Source organism: Ruegeria sp. CI5 (genome assembly GCF_056536885.1).
Map to the genome: position 1 here is coordinate 132,054 of NZ_JBQFQN010000004.1, position 21,096 is coordinate 153,149.

At 62.6% G+C, this 21,096-nt stretch carries 24 protein-coding genes; 14 read left to right on the forward strand and 10 right to left on the reverse strand.

The features are described 5' to 3' along the window. Window positions 1-46 precede the first annotated feature (46 nt). Window positions 47-814 carry a zinc-ribbon domain-containing protein gene (locus ACR0BA_RS13375; RefSeq protein ID WP_480728368.1) on the forward strand — a complete coding sequence of 256 codons (768 nt, stop codon included), beginning with the start codon at window positions 47-49 and terminating at the stop codon, window positions 812-814. Window positions 815-823: 9 nt separating this feature from the next. Here ACR0BA_RS13375 and ACR0BA_RS13380 read toward each other — a convergent pair whose 3' ends face one another. The 3 genes from ACR0BA_RS13380 to ACR0BA_RS13390 form a co-directional block, all read right to left on the reverse strand. Beyond that, a complete protein-coding gene (locus ACR0BA_RS13380) occupies window positions 824-3,367 on the reverse strand; it encodes a TIGR02302 family protein (RefSeq protein ID WP_480728369.1) in 2,544 nt (847 codons plus the stop codon). Between the two features lie 36 nt (window positions 3,368-3,403). Beyond that, window positions 3,404-4,669 carry a diaminopimelate decarboxylase gene (lysA, locus tag ACR0BA_RS13385; protein WP_480728371.1) on the reverse strand — a complete coding sequence of 422 codons (1,266 nt, stop codon included), beginning with the start codon at window positions 4,667-4,669 and terminating at the stop codon, window positions 3,404-3,406. A gap of 98 nt (window positions 4,670-4,767) precedes the next feature. After that, window positions 4,768-5,355, reverse strand: a complete 588-nt coding sequence (locus tag ACR0BA_RS13390) for a TetR/AcrR family transcriptional regulator (RefSeq protein WP_170342937.1) — start codon at window positions 5,353-5,355, stop codon at window positions 4,768-4,770. Between the two features lie 182 nt (window positions 5,356-5,537). Here ACR0BA_RS13390 and ACR0BA_RS13395 point away from each other — a divergent pair, with 182 nt between their 5' ends. Both ACR0BA_RS13395 and ACR0BA_RS13400 read left to right on the forward strand, forming a co-directional pair. Further along, a complete protein-coding gene (locus ACR0BA_RS13395; RefSeq protein ID WP_480728631.1) occupies window positions 5,538-5,927 on the forward strand; it encodes a DUF8051 family protein in 390 nt (129 codons plus the stop codon). Window positions 5,928-6,020: 93 nt separating this feature from the next. Beyond that, window positions 6,021-6,407 (forward strand): glycine zipper family protein, encoded by a 387-nt coding sequence (locus tag ACR0BA_RS13400; RefSeq protein ID WP_170360098.1) that lies wholly within the window; start codon window positions 6,021-6,023, stop codon window positions 6,405-6,407. 242 nt (window positions 6,408-6,649) lie between these two features. Here ACR0BA_RS13400 and ACR0BA_RS13405 read toward each other — a convergent pair whose 3' ends face one another. Both ACR0BA_RS13405 and argH read right to left on the reverse strand, forming a co-directional pair. Next, window positions 6,650-6,832: a hypothetical protein gene (locus tag ACR0BA_RS13405; protein WP_170360096.1), complete on the reverse strand. Its 183-nt coding sequence runs from the start codon at window positions 6,830-6,832 to the stop codon at window positions 6,650-6,652. Then, window positions 6,829-8,220, reverse strand: a complete 1,392-nt coding sequence (argH, locus tag ACR0BA_RS13410; protein ID WP_480728372.1) for an argininosuccinate lyase — start codon at window positions 8,218-8,220, stop codon at window positions 6,829-6,831. The genes ACR0BA_RS13405 and argH overlap by 4 nt, the downstream gene beginning before the upstream one ends. Window positions 8,221-8,241: 21 nt before the next feature. On the opposite strand from argH, the gene ACR0BA_RS13415 reads away from it, so the two are divergent. The 10 genes from ACR0BA_RS13415 to yddG all read left to right on the forward strand — a co-directional run bounded on the left by ACR0BA_RS13415 (window position 8,242) and on the right by yddG (window position 16,242). Further along, entirely contained in the window at window positions 8,242-8,808 is a 567-nt protein-coding gene (locus tag ACR0BA_RS13415) for a TlpA disulfide reductase family protein (RefSeq protein ID WP_480728374.1), read from the forward strand. Window positions 8,809-8,889: 81 nt separating this feature from the next. Continuing rightward, window positions 8,890-9,219: a hypothetical protein gene (locus tag ACR0BA_RS13420; RefSeq protein WP_480728375.1), complete on the forward strand. Its 330-nt coding sequence runs from the start codon at window positions 8,890-8,892 to the stop codon at window positions 9,217-9,219. 59 nt (window positions 9,220-9,278) lie between these two features. Next, window positions 9,279-9,665 (forward strand): hypothetical protein, encoded by a 387-nt coding sequence (locus tag ACR0BA_RS13425; RefSeq protein ID WP_480728376.1) that lies wholly within the window; start codon window positions 9,279-9,281, stop codon window positions 9,663-9,665. Continuing rightward, window positions 9,662-10,633 carry a sterol desaturase family protein gene (locus ACR0BA_RS13430; protein WP_480728377.1) on the forward strand — a complete coding sequence of 324 codons (972 nt, stop codon included), beginning with the start codon at window positions 9,662-9,664 and terminating at the stop codon, window positions 10,631-10,633. Before ACR0BA_RS13425 ends, ACR0BA_RS13430 begins: the two co-directional genes overlap by 4 nt. A 92-nt stretch (window positions 10,634-10,725) precedes the next feature. Continuing rightward, window positions 10,726-10,917 carry a hypothetical protein gene (locus ACR0BA_RS13435; protein WP_093963509.1) on the forward strand — a complete coding sequence of 64 codons (192 nt, stop codon included), beginning with the start codon at window positions 10,726-10,728 and terminating at the stop codon, window positions 10,915-10,917. 101 nt (window positions 10,918-11,018) lie between these two features. Next, the gene (locus tag ACR0BA_RS13440; protein WP_480728379.1) at window positions 11,019-11,852 is read left to right on the forward strand and encodes an EAL domain-containing protein; all 834 of its coding nucleotides are present in this window, start codon (window positions 11,019-11,021) and stop codon (window positions 11,850-11,852) included. 196 nt (window positions 11,853-12,048) lie between these two features. Then, entirely contained in the window at window positions 12,049-13,224 is a 1,176-nt protein-coding gene (locus ACR0BA_RS13445; protein ID WP_093963511.1) for an acetyl-CoA C-acetyltransferase, read from the forward strand. Window positions 13,225-13,410: 186 nt separating this feature from the next. Continuing rightward, window positions 13,411-14,133, forward strand: coding sequence for an acetoacetyl-CoA reductase (phbB, locus tag ACR0BA_RS13450; RefSeq protein ID WP_093963512.1), 723 nt, complete (start codon window positions 13,411-13,413; stop codon window positions 14,131-14,133). A 298-nt stretch (window positions 14,134-14,431) separates the two neighbouring features. Continuing rightward, a complete protein-coding gene (locus ACR0BA_RS13455; protein WP_480728380.1) occupies window positions 14,432-15,379 on the forward strand; it encodes a transcriptional regulator GcvA in 948 nt (315 codons plus the stop codon). Beyond that, on the forward strand, window positions 15,376-16,242 hold the full coding sequence (gene yddG / locus ACR0BA_RS13460; protein ID WP_480728382.1) for an aromatic amino acid exporter YddG: 867 nt from the start codon (window positions 15,376-15,378) through the stop codon (window positions 16,240-16,242). The genes ACR0BA_RS13455 and yddG overlap by 4 nt, the downstream gene beginning before the upstream one ends. Here the strand turns inward: yddG and ACR0BA_RS13465 are convergent. The 3 genes from ACR0BA_RS13465 to ACR0BA_RS13475 form a co-directional block, all read right to left on the reverse strand. Next, window positions 16,239-16,403: a YdcH family protein gene (locus ACR0BA_RS13465; protein ID WP_170342251.1), complete on the reverse strand. Its 165-nt coding sequence runs from the start codon at window positions 16,401-16,403 to the stop codon at window positions 16,239-16,241. The genes yddG and ACR0BA_RS13465 overlap by 4 nt on opposite strands. Window positions 16,404-16,523: 120 nt before the next feature. After that, complete coding sequence (locus ACR0BA_RS13470) at window positions 16,524-17,297, reverse strand: tRNA1(Val) (adenine(37)-N6)-methyltransferase (RefSeq protein WP_480728384.1); 774 nt, start codon at window positions 17,295-17,297, stop codon at window positions 16,524-16,526. Then, window positions 17,294-17,509 (reverse strand): putative signal transducing protein, encoded by a 216-nt coding sequence (locus tag ACR0BA_RS13475; protein ID WP_093963516.1) that lies wholly within the window; start codon window positions 17,507-17,509, stop codon window positions 17,294-17,296. Before ACR0BA_RS13475 ends, ACR0BA_RS13470 begins: the two co-directional genes overlap by 4 nt. A 56-nt stretch (window positions 17,510-17,565) precedes the next feature. Here ACR0BA_RS13475 and ACR0BA_RS13480 point away from each other — a divergent pair, with 56 nt between their 5' ends. Further along, complete coding sequence (locus ACR0BA_RS13480; RefSeq protein WP_170342960.1) at window positions 17,566-18,564, forward strand: polyprenyl synthetase family protein; 999 nt, start codon at window positions 17,566-17,568, stop codon at window positions 18,562-18,564. On the opposite strand, the gene ACR0BA_RS13485 is transcribed toward ACR0BA_RS13480, so the two are convergent. Together ACR0BA_RS13485 and ACR0BA_RS13490 are read right to left on the reverse strand one after the other, a co-directional pair. Then, the gene (locus ACR0BA_RS13485) at window positions 18,557-19,378 is read right to left on the reverse strand and encodes a 4-(cytidine 5'-diphospho)-2-C-methyl-D-erythritol kinase (protein WP_480728386.1); all 822 of its coding nucleotides are present in this window, start codon (window positions 19,376-19,378) and stop codon (window positions 18,557-18,559) included. The genes ACR0BA_RS13480 and ACR0BA_RS13485 overlap by 8 nt on opposite strands. Then, window positions 19,368-21,080, reverse strand: a complete 1,713-nt coding sequence (locus ACR0BA_RS13490) for a tetratricopeptide repeat protein (protein WP_480728387.1) — start codon at window positions 21,078-21,080, stop codon at window positions 19,368-19,370. The genes ACR0BA_RS13485 and ACR0BA_RS13490 overlap by 11 nt, the downstream gene beginning before the upstream one ends. Between the last annotated feature and the right edge of the window lie 16 nt (window positions 21,081-21,096).

The window sequence follows — 21,096 nt, forward strand, 5'->3', positions numbered from 1 at the left end:
ATTCTTGGAAAAACGACGACAGGCCGCCAGCGGCCGGGGAGGCAGTATGCGACTAACATGCCCGAACTGTAATGCCCAGTACGAGGTTCCGGATGAGGTCATTCCGGAGGAAGGTCGAGACGTGCAATGCTCGAGCTGCGAGCAGACCTGGTTCCAACCTAAACACCCGGAGGCCGAGCCTGTCGCGGCCGAAACCGATGACGGGCTGGCCGAAAGCGCGCCCTCGGATGCGTCTGAGCCGCCAGCCGCCGAAGCTGCTGCGCCCGAACCGGAGCAGAAAGAAGACGAAGAGGTCAAAGCCGAACAGCCCGATCCCGAGGACGAAGCCCGGCCAGCCGCTCCGACCGGCAACGTCGATCCGGCCGTTGCGACAATCCTGCGGGAGGAAGCCGCGCGTGAGGCCGAACTGCGCGCCAAGGAAGGGTCCGGTCTGGAAAGTCAGCCGGATCTGGGTCTGGATCAGCAGCCGGAACCGGCCCCCAAGCCGACACCTCCTGCGGCGACCGAAACCGCCGGGGGAACCGGTCAAAAAGAGGCGCTGCCGGATGTGGACAGCATCAATTCGACTTTGCGCAGCGACCACGCCCCGACCGCGGCAGAGCCCGCCGAAGCCCCGCCGCGGAAATCGGGCGGGTTCCTGCGGGGCTTTGCGCTGATCCTGATCATCGGGGTCATCCTGTTCCTGATCTACGGCAACGCCCGCCAGATCAGCGAGGCAGTTCCCCAGGCCGAGCCTGTGTTGCAGTCGTATGTCTCGATGGTCGATCAGGCCCGGATCTGGCTGGAATCGCAGGCTGGCTCCGCGACCGAGTAACTCTGCCGGTCAGAACCGCTCGAGCAGCCTTTTGAGGTATTCCAGTTCGATTCTGGGCCTGTCGGTTTCGCCCGTGCGGCGACGGATTTCATTCAGCAACTCGCGGGCACGGCGGTACACATCATCCCCCTGCAGCAGGTTCTCCTCGGTCGAGATCGAGCCCGCAGCGCCCGGATTCCGACCCAGCGGATCGCGGTTGTTGGCCTGCATGTCGCCTTCCTGCGTACCCTGACCGGGCTGGTTCTGCTGGTTCTGGGCCATGGCCTCACCCAGCTCGCGCATCCCTTCGCGCAACGCTTCCATTGCTTCGGACTGGCGGTCGATCGCTTCGGCAAGGTCGTCGCTCCGCAGGGCATCTTCGGCCTCATCCATGGCACGACCTGCACGCCCCAGCGACTCGCGTGCGGCGTCGCCTTCGGGTGTTCCGGCGCCCGGCAGGTTCTGCTGCTGGCGATTCAGTTCATCGCGCAGCGCCTGTTGGCGGTCAGCCAGAGTCCCTTGCCCTTGCTGGCCTTCGCCCGCCTGATCCGATCCTTGGCCCTGGCCGCCCGGACCCTCATGGCTCTGGCCGCGCCCCTGACCGCCCGAGCGGCCTTCATTGCCCTGGCTTTCACCGGCCTGCGCGCCGGGATTGAATTGCTCCTGCAAGTCACGGAAGGCCTCGTCGCTCAGGCCCTGCTGCTCACGCAGGGTTTCGGCCAATCCTTCCATGGCCTGCTGGCCTTCGGATTGTTGCCCCTGTCCCTGGCCCTGGGTCACGCGCATGTTTTCCATCATCTGCTGGAACTCCTCCAGCGCCTGCTGGGCCTCGGCCATGCGGCCCTGCTCCATGAGTTCCTGGATCCGGTCCATCATCCGCTGAAGGTCATCCTGCGTCATCTGCATGGATTCACCGGATTGGTTCTGCTGGCCCTGCTGGCCGTCCGGGTTTTCCTGCGCCAGCCGCTGCAGCTGACGAAGATACTCGTCGGTCGCTTCACGCAGTTCCTGCATCAACTCGGCGATCTCCTCATCGCTGGCACCGTTCTGCATCGCTTCGGTCAGACGTTCCTGAGCGCGACGCATCCGCTCCAGCGCATCGGCGAGCGTGCCTTCTTCGATCAGGATGGCCAGATCCCACAAGGCTTGCGCGATCTCGGTCTGCTGTTCGGGGCCCAGGCCGAATTCCGTAAAGGTTTCCAACCGGCGCAGAATGTAGCGCAGTCGCAAATATGCGGTTTCCGAACGGAAGACATCCTCGGGCCGGTGCGAAACAGCCCGCAATAGCTGAGCCACCCTTTTGGCATTGTCGCGCGACCACAGCAGATCGCGGCGCTGTTCAATCACCGCCGCAGCCAGCGGATCAAAGAACCGGCGGGCAGGAAGGTCGGTTCGGTAGACATCCGACTCCGACACCTGATCAGCGGCATCGACGGCCGAAAGGGTAATCTTGACCGGCAGGTGCGCCCAAGGGTGTTCCGAAAAGTCCTCGATCAGATCTTCCGTGAAATCGCTCCGGTCACCAGCGATCGGCATGGGCAGGTCGACGGTGACCGCGTCGCGAGGTTCGGGCGCAACGGCCAGACCATGGCGACGATCGACCGCAGACAGGTCCAACTCGATCAACGCGGTGCCTGACAGGATGCCATAATCGTCACGCGCCGAGAACGGCAGTTTCATCTGGCCACCAGCCTCGGCGGTGGCGGGTTCGGCCACGGCGATTACCGGCGGCGCGTCCGCAATGACCTCGACACCCCAGTCACGTCCTGCAGGGCCCTCGATCGACAATCGGCCCGAACGCTCGACGACAAACTCCTGATCCGGATCGGTTGCTGTTGTGGTGGAAGCGGAGGAACTGGTTTCAGTCAAGCTGTGCGCGCCGACCTCGCCATAGAAGCGCAAAGTGACGCGGCTGCCTTGTGGCACTGTCAGCGTCGGACCGGATTGATCGGCCAGATACAGCGTCGGCAGGCCGGTATACCGAGGTGGCTCGACCCAGCCTTCCCAGCTGGGGCCCTGGCCGGCTACGGCCGTGCCGGGTGTCATCTGGGCGACCGATCCAACTTTCCAGAACGATCCGAACAGCAATCCGACCACCAGCGCCAAAAGCGCCGCATAGCGCAGCGCGTAGGGGTCACGAGCGGCAAGGTTCAGGTCAGGCTTGACCGGTCCGGCCTGCGCGGCGCGGGCGGCCATGCGCGCCTGATGGGCCTGCCACAATGCGCGCGAATCTTCGTCCATCGCCCCGATGGCCTGATCGTCCAGCAATGCCTGGATGGGGCGGCCCGGCAGTGTCTCGTCAAGTCGGACAAGCGCCTGCGTGCGGGTAGGGAACCGAAACCTCCGCGCGCCCCAGACCAATGCAACCGTCAACGCCAGAATGGATGCGGCTCCGATGATCCAGACGGTTTCAAGGCCGATCAGGTCGTGGAGACCCAGCAGCAAGGCCGCCATGATCAGGGCCGCAATCGACAGGAACGGCCAAAAGGCGCGCATCACCTGCTCGGCCAGCATCCCCGTGCGCGTCAGCAACAGGGACAGTCTGGGGATCGGCAGGTTGCGAGTGTCGGTCACGTCAGGCCTCCGGGTCGGGCCCGCGCGGTTATCGCGTCACAGCCACTCAGGTATGGTATCGCGGTTTATGATTTCGTCAAAGGTTGGCCGTTCACGAATAACCGCGAATTGATCGCCATGAACCAGAACTTCGGGGATCAGAGGCCGGGTGTTGTATTCACTGGACATAACCGCGCCATAGGCGCCGGCACTGCGAAATGCGACCAGATCCCCCGGGTTCAGCGGTGGCATCGCCCTTTGTTTCGCAAAGGTATCCCCGGTCTCGCAGACCGGCCCGACGATGTCATAGGGGCGTTGTTCGACCCCCGGCGCGGGCTCAATGACGGGAACGATGTCATGATAGGCGTCGTACATGGCCGGGCGGATCAGATCGTTCATTGCCCCGTCGAGGATCAGGAAATCACGCCCTTCGCCCGACTTCACATAGATCACCTTCGACACCATCAGCCCCGCGTTGCCCGCGATCAGACGGCCCGGCTCGATCTCGATCTCGCAGCCCAGATGGCCCAGCGTTTCCTTGATCATCGCACCGTATTCCAACGGCAGCGGCGGTGCTTCGTTCGAGCGGGCATAGGGAATGCCCAGCCCGCCACCCAGGTCCAGACGGTGAATGTCGTGGCCTTGAGCACGCAGCTGTTCGGTCAGTTCGGCGACTTTGGAGTAGGCCAGGCGGAACGGCTCCAGATCGGTCAGTTGAGAGCCGATATGCACGTCGATGCCCACCACCTTCAGGCCGGGCAGGCTGGCCGCATGGGCATAGACCTCGGGTGCACGGACGATCGGGATGCCAAATTTGTTCTCGGATTTTCCCGTGGCGATCTTGGCGTGGGTCTTGGCGTCGACGTCCGGATTTACGCGAACGGTGATCGGCGCGATCACGCCCAGTTCCTGCGCGACGGCGTTGATCACTTCCATCTCGGGCTCGGATTCGACGTTGAACTGACGAATCCCGCCGGTCAGCGCGATGCGGATTTCCTCGGCCGTTTTGCCGACGCCCGAGAACACGATCTTTTCGCCCGGCACACCCGCTGCCTTGGCCCGCAGGTACTCGCCGCCCGAAACCACGTCCATCCCCGCGCCCGCCTGCGCCAGCGTTTTCAAAATGGCCTGGTTGCTGGCGGCCTTCATTGCATAACAGACCACGTGGTCGGTACCTGCCAACGCCTCGTCGAACAGGTTGTAATGCCGCAGCAGCGTGGCCGTGGAATAGACATAGAACGGCGTGCCGACCGCAGCAGCGATCTCGGCGACCGGGACGTCCTCGGCGCACAACACGCCATCGCGGTAGAGAAAGTGATCCATATCTGCGCGCTTAGACCAAAACAGGCCTGTGGATCAACGGGATTTGCGACGTGGGCACGTAATCCGGTGCCGAGCGCACAGAAGTCGGGCGCAACGGCTTATCCGCGCAGGCCGGCCTCAAGCAACGAAAGGGTCGCGTCGCGCCGCGCTTCAAAGTCGCTTTCATCGCCCCCGAAGATCGCCAGATGGATAACTAATCCATCCAGCATCGCCGTCACCGCCTGCGCGGCGGCCAGCGCACTGAGATCGCCGCGGATTTCACCCGCGCGGATCAATGGGGCGAACTGAGCAGCATAATGATCGGCAAGCCAGGCGAAGAACCCGCCGATGATCTCGGCCGCGCGCGGGTCCTGAAATCCGGGGCCCAGCACGTCAAAGAACAGCCGCGTCGCCGCCAGACGGTCAGCGGGCATGGACAGACGTAGCCCGGTCATGAACTGGTCCAGCGTCTGCGGGGCCGGGATGTCGTTGATGCGAGCGCGGATATCCTCGAAATACCGCTGCAGCAACGCCAGAAGCAAAGCCTCCTTGCTTTGGAAATACAGATACAACGTGCCCTTGGCCATCCCGGCCTGATGGGCCACGTCCTGCATCTTGGTGGCGTGATAGCCCTGATCCAGAAAGCAGGCCATGGCGGCATCCAATATCCGCCCCTGCATCTCTTCGCGATCGACGATCTTCGGCATCTTGCCCCCCGATTTTCTTCCGGCGCGCCTCTCTTGACGCAGATTGGACGCGGCGTCACGCGAATTCAATCTTTTAATGACTTGAAGGTCAGTAAAGCCATCTCCATTTATGACCCGTCAGTCATTAAAGGGATTCTGTCATGGCGCATTCGTCACAAATCAACGCCAGCCCAACGCGGCCTATGGCGTCCCAACCCACAGCAACAGCCGCCAAACTGATGCTTGTCCTCGTCGCCAGCTTTGTCACGCTGGTCCCAGGCGGCCCGATCGAGACCCGCGACTTTTCCGGGCTGGGTGGAACGGTGTTCTGGGGCTTCAATGCCTTTCTGATCGCGCTTGCCCTGCTGGCCGTGGGGTCGGCGGTGGCCATGCTGCGCGGTTCGGCAACGGCAAGCTGGGGCGCCATCGTGGCGGCCTGGGGATACATCTTCGTGGTCCTGCTGGACCTGGGTCACGTCTTCCCCACATCACCCGATCCAATTCCGCTGATGCTGGGACTGATCGAGATTCTGGATTTCATCCTGGCTTTCTACGTCCTGGCCTTGGCTCATCGTGGCCTGGGCCACATCTGAACTCGCCCGGCACGCCCTCGTATAGGGGCCGAAGCCACAGCAAAAGGAAGTGGCTCCGGGTTCCGCCGGAATACCTACAAAGAAAGACAACTCATGCTGTTCAAGGAACGATTCACATTGACCGTCTTGCCGCTGGCCCTGGTCACAGCCGCATGCAGCGGCACCGGTGCCCAACACCAACCCGTCCTGTCTGCCGAGCCGGGCCCGGCTTACGCCGCTGATCTGGATCAGTGCCGCGCATTGGCCAAGTCTCAGGACCTGTGGAACCCGGAAACCCGGACACAGGCCTTGATAGGCGCCGGGATCGGCGCGCTGGCAGGCATTTCGGACGACACGGTTGGAAACACAGAAGGCGCCATAGCCGGCGCAGCAGTGGGATCAGCGGCAGGTGCCGTCGCCGGAGCCGCCGAGATGCGCAACACCCGGCGTGACATTCTGATCGAGTGTCTGCGGCAGCGCGGGCACCCAGTGGCCGGCTAAACGCATCAACGGCTCATTCAGAAATTCGTCGACACCCCGGCCCGCGCGTATCCGGATACGGACACTCCAGCCCCCGAGCGCGCGGGCTCTTCTACTGGCTGCGAACGCGGCGGATTCGTGGTCTCACACGCCGCCAGTATGGCAAGCGACAGGATAAGGCCGAGTGGTTTCATTTCGCTGCCTTCATTTGTTGGATCACTTGCTAAATGGCGACTGGCACGTCGCTTTCAACCGCAGAGCGTTCAGATCCCCAGAAACACGCTGAGGGGGCCTCGGTGCAGGCCGACGCCCCCGCTCACATATGTGCCACTGGTCGAAACGCCCACATTGGCGTTCAGGGTCGGCTGGACGGGCTCTCCGTCAGCGCCGCAGGCCGCCAAGGTGAAGGCGGCCCCGATCAGGGCAATCACACGCAAGATTGTCATTCCAGCATCTCCTTCCAGCGGGCGATCTGCGCCCGGACCTGGTCCGGGGCCGTACCGCCATAGGACTGGCGCGAGTTTACCGAATTATCCACGCCAAGGACAGAATAGACATCCTGCGTGATGCCCGCGTGGACCGATTGCATGTCCTCGAGCGTCAGATCGGGCAGGTCGCAGCCCTTCTTTTCGGCCATGGCGACCAGCGATCCGGTGACGTGGTGCGCATCACGGAAGGGCAGGCCCAGCACCCGCACCAACCAGTCGGCCAGATCGGTCGCGGTGGAAAAGCCCGAGCCGGCGGCAGCGGCCAGGCTGTCGCGGTTGGCGGTCATATCCTTAACCATGCCTTCCATCGCGGCTAGCGCCAGCATCCAGTTGTCAGCGGCGTCAAAGACCTGTTCCTTGTCTTCCTGCATGTCCTTGGAATAGGCCAGCGGTAGCCCCTTCATCACCATCATCAGCGCCGTGTTGGCACCAAAGATCCGACCCACCTTGGCGCGGATCAGTTCGGCGGCGTCGGGGTTCTTTTTCTGCGGCATGATCGACGAGCCGGTCGAGAACCGGTCGGATAGGGTGACAAAGCGGAACTGGGCCGAAGACCAGATCACCAGTTCTTCGGCAAAGCGCGACAGGTGCACCGCGCAGATCGAGGCCACCGACAAAAATTCCAGCGCGAAATCGCGATCGCTGACCGCATCCAGCGAGTTGGCGGCGGGCCGGTCAAAGCCCAGCGCCTGCGCCGTCATGTGCCGGTCGATCGGGAAGGACGTGCCGGCCAGCGCCGCAGCACCCAGCGGGCATTCGTTCATCCGGGCGCGCGCATCCCGCACGCGAGACAGGTCGCGGCCGAACATCTCGACATAGGCCATCATGTGGTGGCCCCAGGTCACCGGCTGCGCGGTCTGCAGGTGGGTAAAGCCGGGCATGACCCAATCGGCCCCGGCCCCGGCCTGCGCCAAAAGCGCGCGGATCAGGGCCAGCAGGCCGGATTCGGCGGCGTCCAGCTGATCGCGAACCCACAGTTTGAAATCGGTCGCCACCTGATCATTGCGGCTGCGGCCTGTGTGCAAGCGGCCTGCGGGCTCGCCGATGATCTCTTTCAGCCGCGCCTCGACATTCATGTGGATGTCTTCCAGCGCGGTCGAGAACTGAAACTCACCGCATTCGATCTCTGACAAAACGGTGAGCAGCCCTTCCCGAATGGCCTCGGCATCACTATCACTTATGACGCCCGTGGCGGCCAGCATGGCGGCATGGGCACGCGAGCCCGCGATGTCCTGGGCCGCCATCCGTCGGTCGAACCCGATCGAGGCATTGATCGCCTCCATGATCGCGTCTGGTCCGGCGGCAAAGCGGCCGCCCCACATCTGGTTCGAGGATTGTTCGGTCATGCTGGAAAACCCGGAGTTGATATGCGCCTGTTTCGTCTGATCCCCCTTTATATGGCCCTTGCGCTGGGTGCAAATGCCGCTTTGGCCGCCGACACGCAGGCCCTGGCCGACCTGCGCGACGGCAGCCTGAAACGCCTGATCCTGCATTCCGAGCCGAAACCGGTCTCGGACGCGGAATTCCAGCTGGAAGATGACGGCGGCACCGCCACGCTGGCAGATTATCGCGGCAAATACGTTCTGCTGAACTTTTGGGCCACCTGGTGCGCGCCCTGCCGAAAAGAGATGCCCCAGATCGCCGAGTTGCAGGAGGAATTCGGCGGAGACCAGTTCGAAGTTCTGACGCTGGCCACCGGGCGAAACTCGCCCGCAGGGATCAAGAAGTTCTTTGATGAAAACGGCATCACCAACCTGCCCCGCCATCAAGACCCGAAACAGGCCGTCGCCCGCGAGATGGGCATCGTCGGCCTGCCGATCACCGTGATCATCGACCCCGACGGCCAGGAAATCGCGCGGCTGATCGGCGATGCCGAATGGAACTCGAACAGTGCCAAGGCGATCATCGCGGCCCTGCTGACCCCCGAAAGCTGACCACCTGACGGACCTTTTGTGCTAGACTGGAACCGGCCTGAACAGGGCCGGTTTTTCATTGGCAACAGACAGGAGGCTGAGATGAAACCGGTGGTTTTGCTGATCGGCCGGCTGCCCAACGTGGTCGGCGACGTGGCGCGGCAACTGGACCACCTTCCGATCCGGTGGCTGGGTGCGCATGATCCCGACGAGGTGCGGCGGCAACTGGACGCCGAACCGCGCATCGCCTGCGCGATCATGGGCGCGGGGCTCGATGACAAGGTGCGCGGCGAACTGGTGGGCATCATCGCGGCGCGGCGGCCGGATATCTGCATTCACCTCAAGGATCGCGCCTCGGGGCCCGAGGGGTTGGTGCCCTTCGTCGAGCGCGTTGTCCGGCACGAACTGCTGGAGCCACACGACGCACCCTGACGCAACGCCACCTTTGACAGGGCCTGACCCCGCTTGCACTCTGTCCGCGGGAGGACATCATGCCGCTGGAAATCCTGCTGGTTCTGGTGGTCGGAGGCATTGCCGGCATCACCGCACTGCTGCATCTGACGGGCAGATCGCGCCAGCGTGTGCTGAGCGCCGATGCCGCGCGCGCCGAATGGGTGCGCCATTTCCCCGACGACACCATCATCGACGTCACCCTTGCCCATGACGGACACGCCGCATTGCTGCGCACCGAGACCGGGCCGGGCCTGTTGTGGTCCTTTGGCGCCGACACGGTGGCCCGCCACCTGCGCGATTTCGACTGGATCGACCGCCCCGAGGGCATCGAGGTCCAGTTCCACGACTTCGCCACCCCCGGCGTCACCGTCCGCCTTGACGAAACCGAGCGCCGCCACTGGCGCCACCTGCTGGAGCCCGCATGACCGACCAGATCAGCTTTCCCGATGTCGTCCAATGGGCCGTGCCGTTCTTCATCGCCGCCATCCTGGCGGAGTTTCTGTGGATCGCCGTGAAGGGCCGTGGCGGGCGGTACGAAACCCGCGACGCCGTGACCTCGCTGATCATGGGGGCGGGCAACATCGCGTCCGGGTTCCTGCTGGGCTTTATCGCCTACGGGTTCTTCATGTGGCTGTGGAAGATCACGCCGCTGGATCTGGGCACGTCGATCCCGGTGATCATCCTGTGCTTTGTGCTGGATGACCTGCGCTATTACTGGGTGCACCGGTTCGGGCATCGCATCCGCTGGGTCTGGGCCAGCCATGTGAACCACCACAGCTCGCAGCACTACAACCTGACCACCGCCCTGCGGCAGACCTGGACCTATACTTTCACCTTCATGATGGTCGTGCGCGCACCGCTGATCCTGCTGGGGTTCCACCCGGCGATGGTGCTGTTCTGCGGCGGCCTGAACCTGATCTACCAGTTCTGGATTCACACCGAGGCCATCGGCAAGATGCCGCGCTGGTTCGAGGCGGTCATGAACACGCCCAGCCACCACCGCGCCCACCACGGCCGCAACGCGCGCTATCTGGATTGCAACTATGCCGGGGTGTTCATCATCTGGGACAAGCTCTTCGGCACCTTCGTCCCCGAGCAGGAGGACGACCGGGTCGATTATGGCCTGGTGCACAATATCGGCACCTTCAACCCGCTGCGGGTGGCCTTTCACGAATGGGTGGCCATTTGGCGGGACGCGACCCAGCCGGGCCTGACCCTGAAACAGCGGCTGGCCTATTGCTTTGCCCCGCCGGGCTACAGCCATGACGGCAGCCGCGACAGCTCCGAGCAGATCAAGGCCAAGCACCTGTCCCGCCACCCCGAAGATCTCGGAACGCCCGGTTTCGAGCAATTCGACGAAAACCTGCCCAACCAACAGGCAAAACAGGCCTGAGACTGGCGGCGTCTGCCGGGCGGGCACTTGAATTCCGGCGCGCGTGCTCCATATCCGGACAAGTGACAAGTTTGTTCGGTCGGAGTTCCACAATGTCCCGCGTTACTGCCATCTTCACCGCGACCGGTCTGTTGGGCCTGGTAATCGCGATGCTCAGCGCCCTTGGGCAGCAGCCTGCCCCGGCGGTAATGATGCTTGGAGTGGCTATGGTGGGCACAGGCTTCTTGGGTGCCGTGATTGGCGCCGTGGTCGAATTGCGCCACGCAGCCCAGACGACCCGCTGATCCCACCCACTGATTCCCGACGCGCATTAACCGCAAATTCACCGGTACGACCCGAAACTACGTGCTGACCGGTTTCGGAAACGTACGGGGATTCGGCATCGATGCGGAAAAAGGACTTTGCAGATCTGCCAGAAGGTGGGGACAGCCCGTTGAATTCGGCCGTCGCCGCGCGGGACACTTCGACCGTTCAAATGGCGACCGAGGCTGTCAAGCATCAGCAATGCCGCCTCGCGTTCCAGCCCGTCATGCAAGCACGCGACCCGCACGGCGTCGCATTCTACGAGGCATTCATCCGCGTGCTGGACGAAACCGGCCGCGTGATCCCCGCGCGGGAGTTCATGCCGCAGGTGGAAAACACACCAATCGGCCGGGAACTGGATTGCATAGCGTTGGAAAAAGGGTTGCGCGCCCTGTCGAGAAATCCGGAAATCCGGCTTTCTATCAACATGTCCGCACGCTCGATCGGATACGCGCGCTGGTCACGGATATTGGACCGGTTTCTCAAACGGGACAAAACGCTGGGCGAGCGGCTTATCCTCGAAATCTCCGAAAGCTCGGCAATGCAGGTTCCCGAACTGGTGGTCGATTTCATGGACCGGCTTCAGGATCGCGGGATCGCTTTTGCGCTGGATGACTTCGGTGCCAGCAACTTCAGCTTCAGATATTTTCGCGAGTTCTTCTTTGACGCGGCGAAGATCGACGGGCAATTCGTACGGGGCGTCAGCACCAATCCGGACAATCAGGCGCTGGTGCGCGCGCTGATCTCCGTCGCCCGTGAATTCGAGATTCTGGTCATCGCCGAATCGGTCGAAACGCGTGAAGATGCCGAGTTTCTGGTGGCCAGCGGTGTGGACTGCCTGCAGGGCTACCTATTCGGTGCTCCGACGGTGAAAGCCCCGTGGCAACCGGAAAAAGAAGCCAAAACAGGAAGTTGAACCCAATTCTCTTGGGCGCAATCCAGCCGAGGCTTTCTCATGAGACAAGCTGTCCGTTGCTGCACGTGCAGCATTGCGCTATGGCAGAAAGTGCTGGAGCGGGGGATCACGAGGCGCTCTTGCATCGCCAGAGAGGCTCTGTGCGACCTGCGCCGTCAGATTTCCCACAGGACCTTGACGGTAAAGGATTGACTGTATGACCAACGTAGTAATCGCATCCGCCGCACGCACGGGCGTCGGCAGCTTTGGCGGTTCCTTTGCGAACACCCCCGCACATGATCTGGGCGCTGCCGTCCTCGAAGCCGTCGTGGAACGCGCCGGGATCGACAAGTCCGAGGTGAGCGAAACCATCATGGGTCAGGTTCTGACGGCCGCCCAAGGCCAGAACCCCGCACGCCAGGCGCATATCAACGCCGGCCTGCCGCAGGAAAGCGCGGCATGGGGCATCAACCAGGTCTGTGGTTCAGGCCTGCGTGCCGTCGCACTGGGCGCTCAGCATATCCAGCTGGGCGATGCCGAGATCGTCTGCGCCGGCGGTCAGGAAAACATGACCCTGTCGCCCCACGCCGCATCGCTGCGCGCGGGCCACAAGATGGGCGACATGAAATACATCGACACCATGATCCGCGACGGCCTGTGGGATGCGTTCAACGGCTACCACATGGGCCAGACCGCCGAGAACGTGGCCGAGAAGTGGCAGATCAGCCGCGATATGCAGGATGAGTTCGCGGTGGCCAGCCAGAACAAGGCTGAGGCCGCGCAGAAGGCCGGCAAGTTCAAGGACGAGATCGTGCCCTTCACCATCAAGACTCGCAAGGGCGACATCGTGATGGATAGTGACGAGTACATCCGTCACGGCGCGACCATGGAGGCGATGGCCAAGCTGCGTCCAGCCTTCACGAAGGATGGCTCGGTGACTGCGGCCAACGCCTCGGGTCTGAATGACGGCGCGGCGGCAACCCTGCTGATGTCTGCCGACAACGCCGAAAAGCGCGGGATCGAACCGCTGGCCCGCATCGCGTCTTATGCGACCGCCGGGCTGGACCCGTCGATCATGGGTGTCGGACCGATCTATGCCTCGCGCAAGGCGCTGGAAAAGGCCGGCTGGTCGGTTGACGATCTGGATCTGGTCGAAGCCAACGAAGCCTTCGCGGCACAGGCCTGCGCCGTGAACAAGGACATGGGTTGGGATCCCTCGATCGTGAACGTGAACGGCGGCGCCATCGCCATCGGCCACCCGATCGGAGCATCCGGCTGCCGGGTTCTGAACACGCTGCTGTTCGAAATGAAGCGCCGGAACGCGAAAAAGGGTCTGGCAACCCTCTGCATCGGAGGCGGCATGGGCGTCGCCCTGTGCGTGGAGCGCGTATAAGTGCTTTGACAAGTCACGAATAAGGGCGTCCAATGGGCGCCCTTTTTTGTTACACTCCGGGAATATCCCTAGGATGCGACAATATCACCAAACGGAAAGAGCCAGCTCGCGACGAAACGATATTGCGCAACACAATCTCTCAGAGTAACAGAATTACCAACACGATTAAATTTGGAGGAGTCCTAAATGGCACGTACAGCACTCGTAACCGGCGGCACCCGCGGCATCGGCGCAGCAATTTCCAAAGCGCTCAAGGCCGAAGGATACAATGTAGCCGCCTCGTATGCGGGGAATGACGAAGCCGCGGCCAAGTTCACCGAGGAAACCGGCATTGCGACCTACAAATGGAACGTGGCCGACTATGACGAGTCCAAGGCGGGCATCGAAAAGGTCGAAGCCGAGCTTGGCCCGATCGACATCGTTGTCGCCAATGCAGGCATCACCCGCGACGCGCCGTTCCACAAGATGACACCGGAACAATGGCACCAGGTGATCGACACCAACCTGACCGGGGTGTTCAACACCGTACACCCCGTCTGGCCCGGCATGCGCGAGCGCAAGTTCGGTCGGGTGATCGTGATCAGCTCGATCAACGGGCAAAAGGGCCAGTTCGCTCAGGTGAATTATGCCGCTACCAAAGCCGGTGATCTGGGCATCGTCAAATCCCTGGCGCAGGAAGGCGCGCGCGCCGGCATCACCGCAAACGCCATCTGCCCCGGATACATCGCGACCGAGATGGTCATGGCCGTTCCGGAAAAGGTGCGTGAAGCCATCATCGGTCAGATCCCTGCAGGCCGTTTGGGCGAACCCGAGGAAATTGCCCGCTGCGTCGCATTCCTGGCGTCGGAAGATTCGCAGTTCATCAACGGGTCGACGATTTCGGCCAACGGCGCGCAGTTTTTCGTCTGATCGCGGCTCAAATGAAAACGGGCCGACCCAACGGGTCGGCCCTTCTTTGATCCCGTAAGAACGCGCGCGCAGCGTTCAGCGGGAACCCAGAACCCACTTCCAGAAACTCCGGATCGCCTTGCCGCGCTCTTGATGAGCGCGCAGAATTGCCTTTTGTGCGGCAGGATTGGTCGTCATCTCGATCATGGCTTTTCCCTTCTACTAAAGGTGAACTTGACTTGCACTCAACATGCCTGTTGTTTTCAATGGGTACAAACGAGAGTTTTTCCACATTCAGTTTAGAAAATCTTATGTGAAGATGAGCGACCGACTTCCCCCACTCACCGCCCTCAGGGCCTTTGATGCCGCCGCCCGCCATATGTCCTTCGCCAAGGCCGCAGACGAGTTGAACGTGACACCAGCCGCGCTGTCGTTTCAGATCAAGTCTCTGGAAGAGCATCTGGGTCAGCCGCTGTTCCGCCGATTGAACCGTGCGGTCGAGCTGACCGAGGCCGGACGAACCCTAGCCCCAGGCACGGAAAAAGGGTTTGCTGCGCTGCAGGCGGCCTGGTCGGCCACCCGCCGCCTGCAGGACAACACAACACTGACAGTGACCGCTGGGCCGGCCCTGACAGCCAAATGGCTGGCCCCCCGCCTGTACGAGTTCGCCCGCGCCCATCCCGAGATCGACCTGAGATTTTCAGCCACGCTGCGCAATCTCGATTTCGAGCGCGACGACGTGGATGTCGCGATCCGTTTCGGGTACGGGCAGGATGACGGGCTGTATTCAGTTCCCGTGCGGCAAGAGTGGCTGACACCGGTCATGACGCCCGAGCTTGCGGCCCGGTTTCCGACGCCGCAGGATCTGACCAAAGCGCCGCTGATCCACGATGACTCGATCAACTTCCTGAACCCGCCCTGTGACTGGCCCGCCTGGTTTCGTGCGGTGGGGGTGGACTTCACGCCAACTCATGGCGCGCATTTCTCGAACGCGGATCACGCCATTGATGCCGCGGTGGCGGGTGTCGGCGTCGCGTTGGGACGGCGCCCGATGATCATCAAGGATGTGATCGAAGGCCGACTGGTGATGCCCTTCAAAACCGCCGTCGAAACCAAGGCCCGGTTCCGGTTCCTGTGCCGTTCGGGCGAAGAGACGCGCCCTCAGATTGCCGCCTTCCGGGATTGGTTCCTTGCAGAGATCGAAAAAACCGCGCACATATCCGACGGTCTGGAAATCATACCCGTCGAGGATATCCCCCCCTCATGACAAAGAACCGCGCCACCGCCATCGGTTTTGTCGCCGTCCTTTTGTGGGCACTGCTGGCGCTGTTCACGGTTGGCTCGGCGCCGACCCCGCCACTTTTGCTGAACGCCATCTGCTTTACGATCGGCGGAACCCTTGGCTTGATCTGGACGTGGCGCAGCGGTGGGCTTGCGCAACTGAAACGGGTCAGTTGGAAGGTATTCGCCTTCGGCACGGTTGGCTTGTTCGGATACCACGCCCTGTATTTTTCGGCCCTTCGCATGGCACCTGCGGCCGAGGCCGGATTGATCGCCTACCTCTGGCCCTTGCTGATCGTTCTTTTTTCAGGGTTGCTTCCTGGTGAAACCCTACGTCTGGGCCATCTGCTCGGAGCATGTCTGGGCTTCTCCGGGGCCGCGCTTATCATCACCGGTGGCGGAACCGCAGGGTTACAGGCCGAACATCTGCCGGGCTATGCGCTGGCGCTTTTGTGCGCCCTTACGTGGTCGGGGTATTCCGTATTGTCGCGCAGGCTGGGTCAAACGCCGACCAGCTCGGTAGCAGTGTTCTGCGTGCTGACCGCCATCGCCTCGTGGATCCTGCATTTCAGCCTTGAGCAGACAGTCTGCCCACCCGATGCACTGGCCTGGATGTCGACCGTTGCCCTGGGGTTGGGGCCTGTTGGGCTGGCGTTCTATGTCTGGGATATCGGGGTCAAGCACGGTGACATCCAGATGCTGGGCACCAGCTCGTACGCGGCACCCCTGTTGTCAACTTTGGTGCTTGTGGTCGCCGGGATCGCCACGCCATCCTGGACGCTGGCGATCGCGGCATTGCTTGTTACCGGCGGCGCTGCAATCGCGGCACGCGCCAGCCTGCGACATTAAGCCGACAGGCGTTCAATCTCTTCCTTCAGCTTCAGCTTCTTCTTTTTGAGTTGAGCGATGTGGAGATCGTCGATACCGGGCGAGCGCTGGGCTTGTTCCACTTCGAGACTGAGGATTTCGTGCTTCTTCTTCAGTTCCGTCAGATGTGCGCTTACGCTCATGGCGATCCTCCTTCTCAGTTTCTGAATATCACATGGGAAGTTGATCACATCATTTCCAGCCTGTCACGCTGCAGACGCTCGGATTCTTGTTCAAATCCGACAATTTCGGCTGGTCATTGCCTATCGGGCGTCCGGCCAGGGCACTGGTCGGCCCTCGCGCAGGATGCCAGATACCATGTCGGTATAGCTCTCGCCGTCCCTTTCATGGCGGTCACCGCTGTGGAGAATCAGCGGCGCATGCAATCGAAAATCCGCGCGCCCGCCCTTGCGCGCCCGCAGGATCAGCAACTCGGCCCCGCGCCCCATACGCGGCGCGATGGGCAGAACCTCTACCGAGCCCAACCGACCCACGCAGGCCGTCAGCATGTCGGGCAAGCGTTCCGCGCGCTGGATCATGTGCAAGTACCCGCGCGGTGCCAGCCTGCGCGCTGCCGCATCAAACCAGTCGGACAGCGGCGTCTGCTCGCTCAGCGCCGTTCGCCGACCAGCATCGACGGCCGCGCTATGTGCACCGGGCCGATAATAGGGGGGGTTTGCGATCACGTGGTCGAAGTGCTGCTGACGCAGATCAGTCGGCATATTGGACAGGTCGGCCACGTGGACGGACAAATCGATCTCGTTGCATTGCGCGTTTCTTGCGGCCAGAGCGGCATAGTCGGCCTGAAGCTCGACCCCCGTCGGCCGCAGACCGGGCACGCGGGTCACGAGACAAAGAACCGCAGCGCCCGCCCCGCAGCCCAGCTCCAGCACCGACTGCCCGGCTTTGGCCGGAACCGCGGCAGCAAGCAGCACCGGATCGACACCGGCGCGATAACCGTCTCGCGGCTGCCACAGCTTTAGGCGGCCACCCAGAAAGTCGTTGCAAGTCAGCGCGCTGTCTGGAAACCCGGTCATCTTCCCAGCGGAATGTCATTGTCACGCATCACCCGCTCTGCCCGCTCGAGGTCATCGGTCCGAACCATGAGGCGGCGCGGAAAGATTCCGATGCCTCCCTCGAGGACGCTCATATTTACGTCCATCTCAAAGCAGTCTATATCCTCGCCCTCAAGAAGAGCGGATGCAAAGGCGATGATGGTCGGATCGGTGCTGCGCAGAAGTTCTTTCATGGGGATGGATGTAAGGGCAAGGCAGGACGAAAGTCGAGCCTTGTATCAGGAGTGTGATGACGATCAGCACGATCTCGAAACCGCATGAGCGACTGGCCGAGATTTTGGCCGGTGAAATGGAGGCGGTAAACACTCTGATCCGCACCCGCATGGCCTCGGAACACGCGCCCCGCATCCCCGAAGTCACCGCGCATCTGGTCGAAGCCGGCGGCAAACGCCTGCGCCCGATGCTGACCCTGGCCGCCGCGCGGCTGTTCGGCTATGGCGGTGACCATCACATCCGTTTGGCCGCCACGGTCGAATTCATCCACACCGCCACGCTGTTGCACGACGATGTGGTCGACGAAAGCGCCCAGCGGCGCGGCCGGCCCACCGCCAACCTGCTGTGGGACAACAAGTCCAGCGTGCTGGTCGGCGACTATCTATTTTCGCGCAGCTTCCAGTTGATGGTGGAAACCGGGTCTCTGCGGGTTCTGGACATCTTGGCCAATGCCTCGGCCACCATCGCCGAAGGCGAGGTGCTGCAGATGACCGCAGCCACCGACCTGCGCACGGATGAGGCCGTCTACCTGCAGGTGGTGCGCGGCAAGACCGCCGCGCTGTTCTCCGCGGCAACTGAGGTGGGCGGTGTGATCGCCGGTGCGTCCGAGGAACAGGTCCGGGCACTGTTCAGCTATGGCGACGCCTTGGGCATCGCCTTCCAGATCGCCGACGACCTGCTGGACTATCAGGGCGACAGTAAGGCCACCGGCAAGAACGTGGGCGACGACTTCCGCGAGCGCAAACTGACCCTCCCGGTGATCAAGGCCGTGGCCCAGGCCACACCCGACGAGCGTGCGTTCTGGGAGCGCACGATCGAGAAGGGCCGGCAACAGGATGGAGACCTGGACCTGGCCCTGAACCTCATGCGCAAATACGGCACCCTGGAGGAGACCCGGACAGACGCTCTGGCATGGGCAGCAAAGGCCAAAACCGCTCTGACCGCGCTGCCCGATCACGAGTTGCGCGACCTGCTCGGTGATCTGGCCGATTACGTCGTATCCCGCCTCAACTGAGGACGCTTGCGCGACACCACCAGTCCGGCTGGGAAACACCAATCTCGTAGGCCGCAAAATGTGCGGCCTTCATGGACGGGTACAGCGCAAAGCAGGTCGAACCCGACCCCGACATGCGCACCAGCAGAACGTCCCGCGTTTCACCCAGCGCCTGTAACACGTCTGAAATCTGGGGCGCCAAGCCTATTGCCGCTTCCTGCAAATCATTCCGTTGCCCGGCCAGCCAATCAGCACACGCCTCGGGCGTTTCGAATGCCGGGATCTCATCCGGCATCCCCGGATTGTCGCGCGAATCCAGCGCATTGAACACCGGCCCCGTCGGAACCGGCACACCCGGATTGACCAGCAGCGCGGGCAAAGCGGGCAATGCAACCGGGGCGACCCGGTCACCAATGCCCTGCATCCGTGCTGCTCTGCCCAGTACACAAACATGAACATCCGCGCCCAGGGCCAAAGCCGTTTCCAGCGGAACTTCCGCGTCTTCCCCTGCGATGGCCCGCAAAGTCGCAGCCGCATCCGATGAGCCGCCGCCGATTCCCCCGCCATGCGGCAGAACCTTGTCCAACTGGATTTGCCCGATCCATCCCATCGCCCGAGCGGCCCGCCAGACGAGGTTGCGGTCGTCGGTCGGCACCCCGGCGGAATGGGGGCCGGTCACGGTCAGGCGAATCTCGGGCCCGGGTGACAGGATCAACGTGTCTCCCACATCGGCAAAGGCGACCAGCGAATCCAGCAGATGGTATCCGTCGGCCCGCCGTCCGGTCACATGCAGGGAAAGGTTGATCTTCGCGGGCGCAAAGGCCTCAGTCGCCATTGGCGACCTTCAGGGGGGCCGCGCCTTCCTCGGCCAGCACCGCGTCCAGCCCGACCTCGAGTTTGCGTCGGATCCGATCGGGGTCGGCCTCGCCATCGGTGTCTGCGGGATCGATGAAGGACAACGCGCGCCGCCATTGGAAATCGGCCTCACGGGTGCGCCCGACGGCCCAGTAGACGTCGCCCAAGTGGTCGTTGACCACCGGGTCCACGGCCATCAGTTCAACGGCGCGCTCCATATGCTCGACCGCCTCGTCGTACCGGCCCAAGCGAAACAGGACCCAGCCCAAGCTGTCGACGATATAGCCGCTGTCAGGCTGGATCGCGACGGCGCGCTCGATCATGTCCAGCGCCTCTTCCAGTTTTTCCTGCCGCTCGACCAGCGAGTAACCGAGATAGTTCAAAACCTGCGGCTGATCCGGATTGAGCTCCAAGGCACGCCTGAAATCCGCCTCAGCCTTGTCCCAGGCCTTGAGACGTTCGTGGCAGATGCCGCGGGCGTAGTGCAGGAACCAGTTGCCACCCGAACCGGTTTCAGTCAGTTCGATGGCTCGGTCATACGAGGTTACAGCTGCGGCGTAGTTTTCCTGACGCCGCTGCAGGTCGGCCAAGGCGACATGGACACTGGGCAGGTTGGGCTGCCGAGCCGCCAGATTCTCCAGCACTTCGATCGCCGCATCCGGTTTCCCCGACTGAGCCAGAATTTCGGCACGCCCCAGTTCGGCTGCGTGGAAATCGCTGCTATCCGTGGGAACCTTTCGATAGGCTTCGGCGGCCAGGTCGTACTGGCTCAACTGCTCAAGCAGTTCCGCGCTCAGCAGGATCGCATCGATGTGATCGGGCCGGAGGTAAGTCGCGATCCGCGCGTAGAGCAGTACATAGTCATGTGCGGCCTCGGTGTTCAACGCCGCCCCGACCGAGAAAAAGACCTCGGCGACGCCTTCGGTGGCCGATCCGACATGGGTGAAAGGCAAGGTGCCACCGGCGCTGAGCGTGTCCACGTAGGTCTCGATCGACGGATCGCTGCCCGCCGCAAACACGTTTTCAAGGAATTGCAGAGCTTCGTCGTTGCGGTTGAGCTGCGACAACACTTCGACCCGCGCCAGCGCTGCACGTCGCGAGAATCGCGCAACGATACTGTCGTCGGCCGCAAAGATCGCCTCGGCCCCTTCGAAATCGCCAACCGACGCCAGCGCCAGCGCCTTGTGATACAGCGCGAATTCCCGCAGACCGTCCTGCTGGGCGACCTCATCGAACTGCGCCATCGCCTTGGTCATTTCGCCCTTGCCCAGATGCGCCCAGGCCGTCATCAACCCATCGACCAGCGGGCCAACGCCCTGGTTTTCCGGGTCACGGGCCAGCAATTCGTCGAACTTTCCGTCAGATACCAGTTTGGCGGAAACAACCATGCGTGCGGCCTGGTTGGGTTGCTCGTTTGCCTCCATGTCCTCGGCGATGGGCAGTGCGCGTTCCACATCGCCAAGAGCCACGCGCGCAAGTAGCACGCTTTCCTTGAGCTTGGTGTTGCCCGGATCGAAAATCAGGGCCTTCGAGTAGTACTCCTCGGCCGCCTTGTAGTCGCTTTCATAGATGGCCTGGCGTCCAGCCAGATAGGATCCCGCGCCGGAATCCGCGTGAACCGGAACGACAGCCGCTGTCGCAAGAAACACGGCCAGCGCCGTGCGACGAACCAGTGAAACCACCTAATACCTGCCTTGT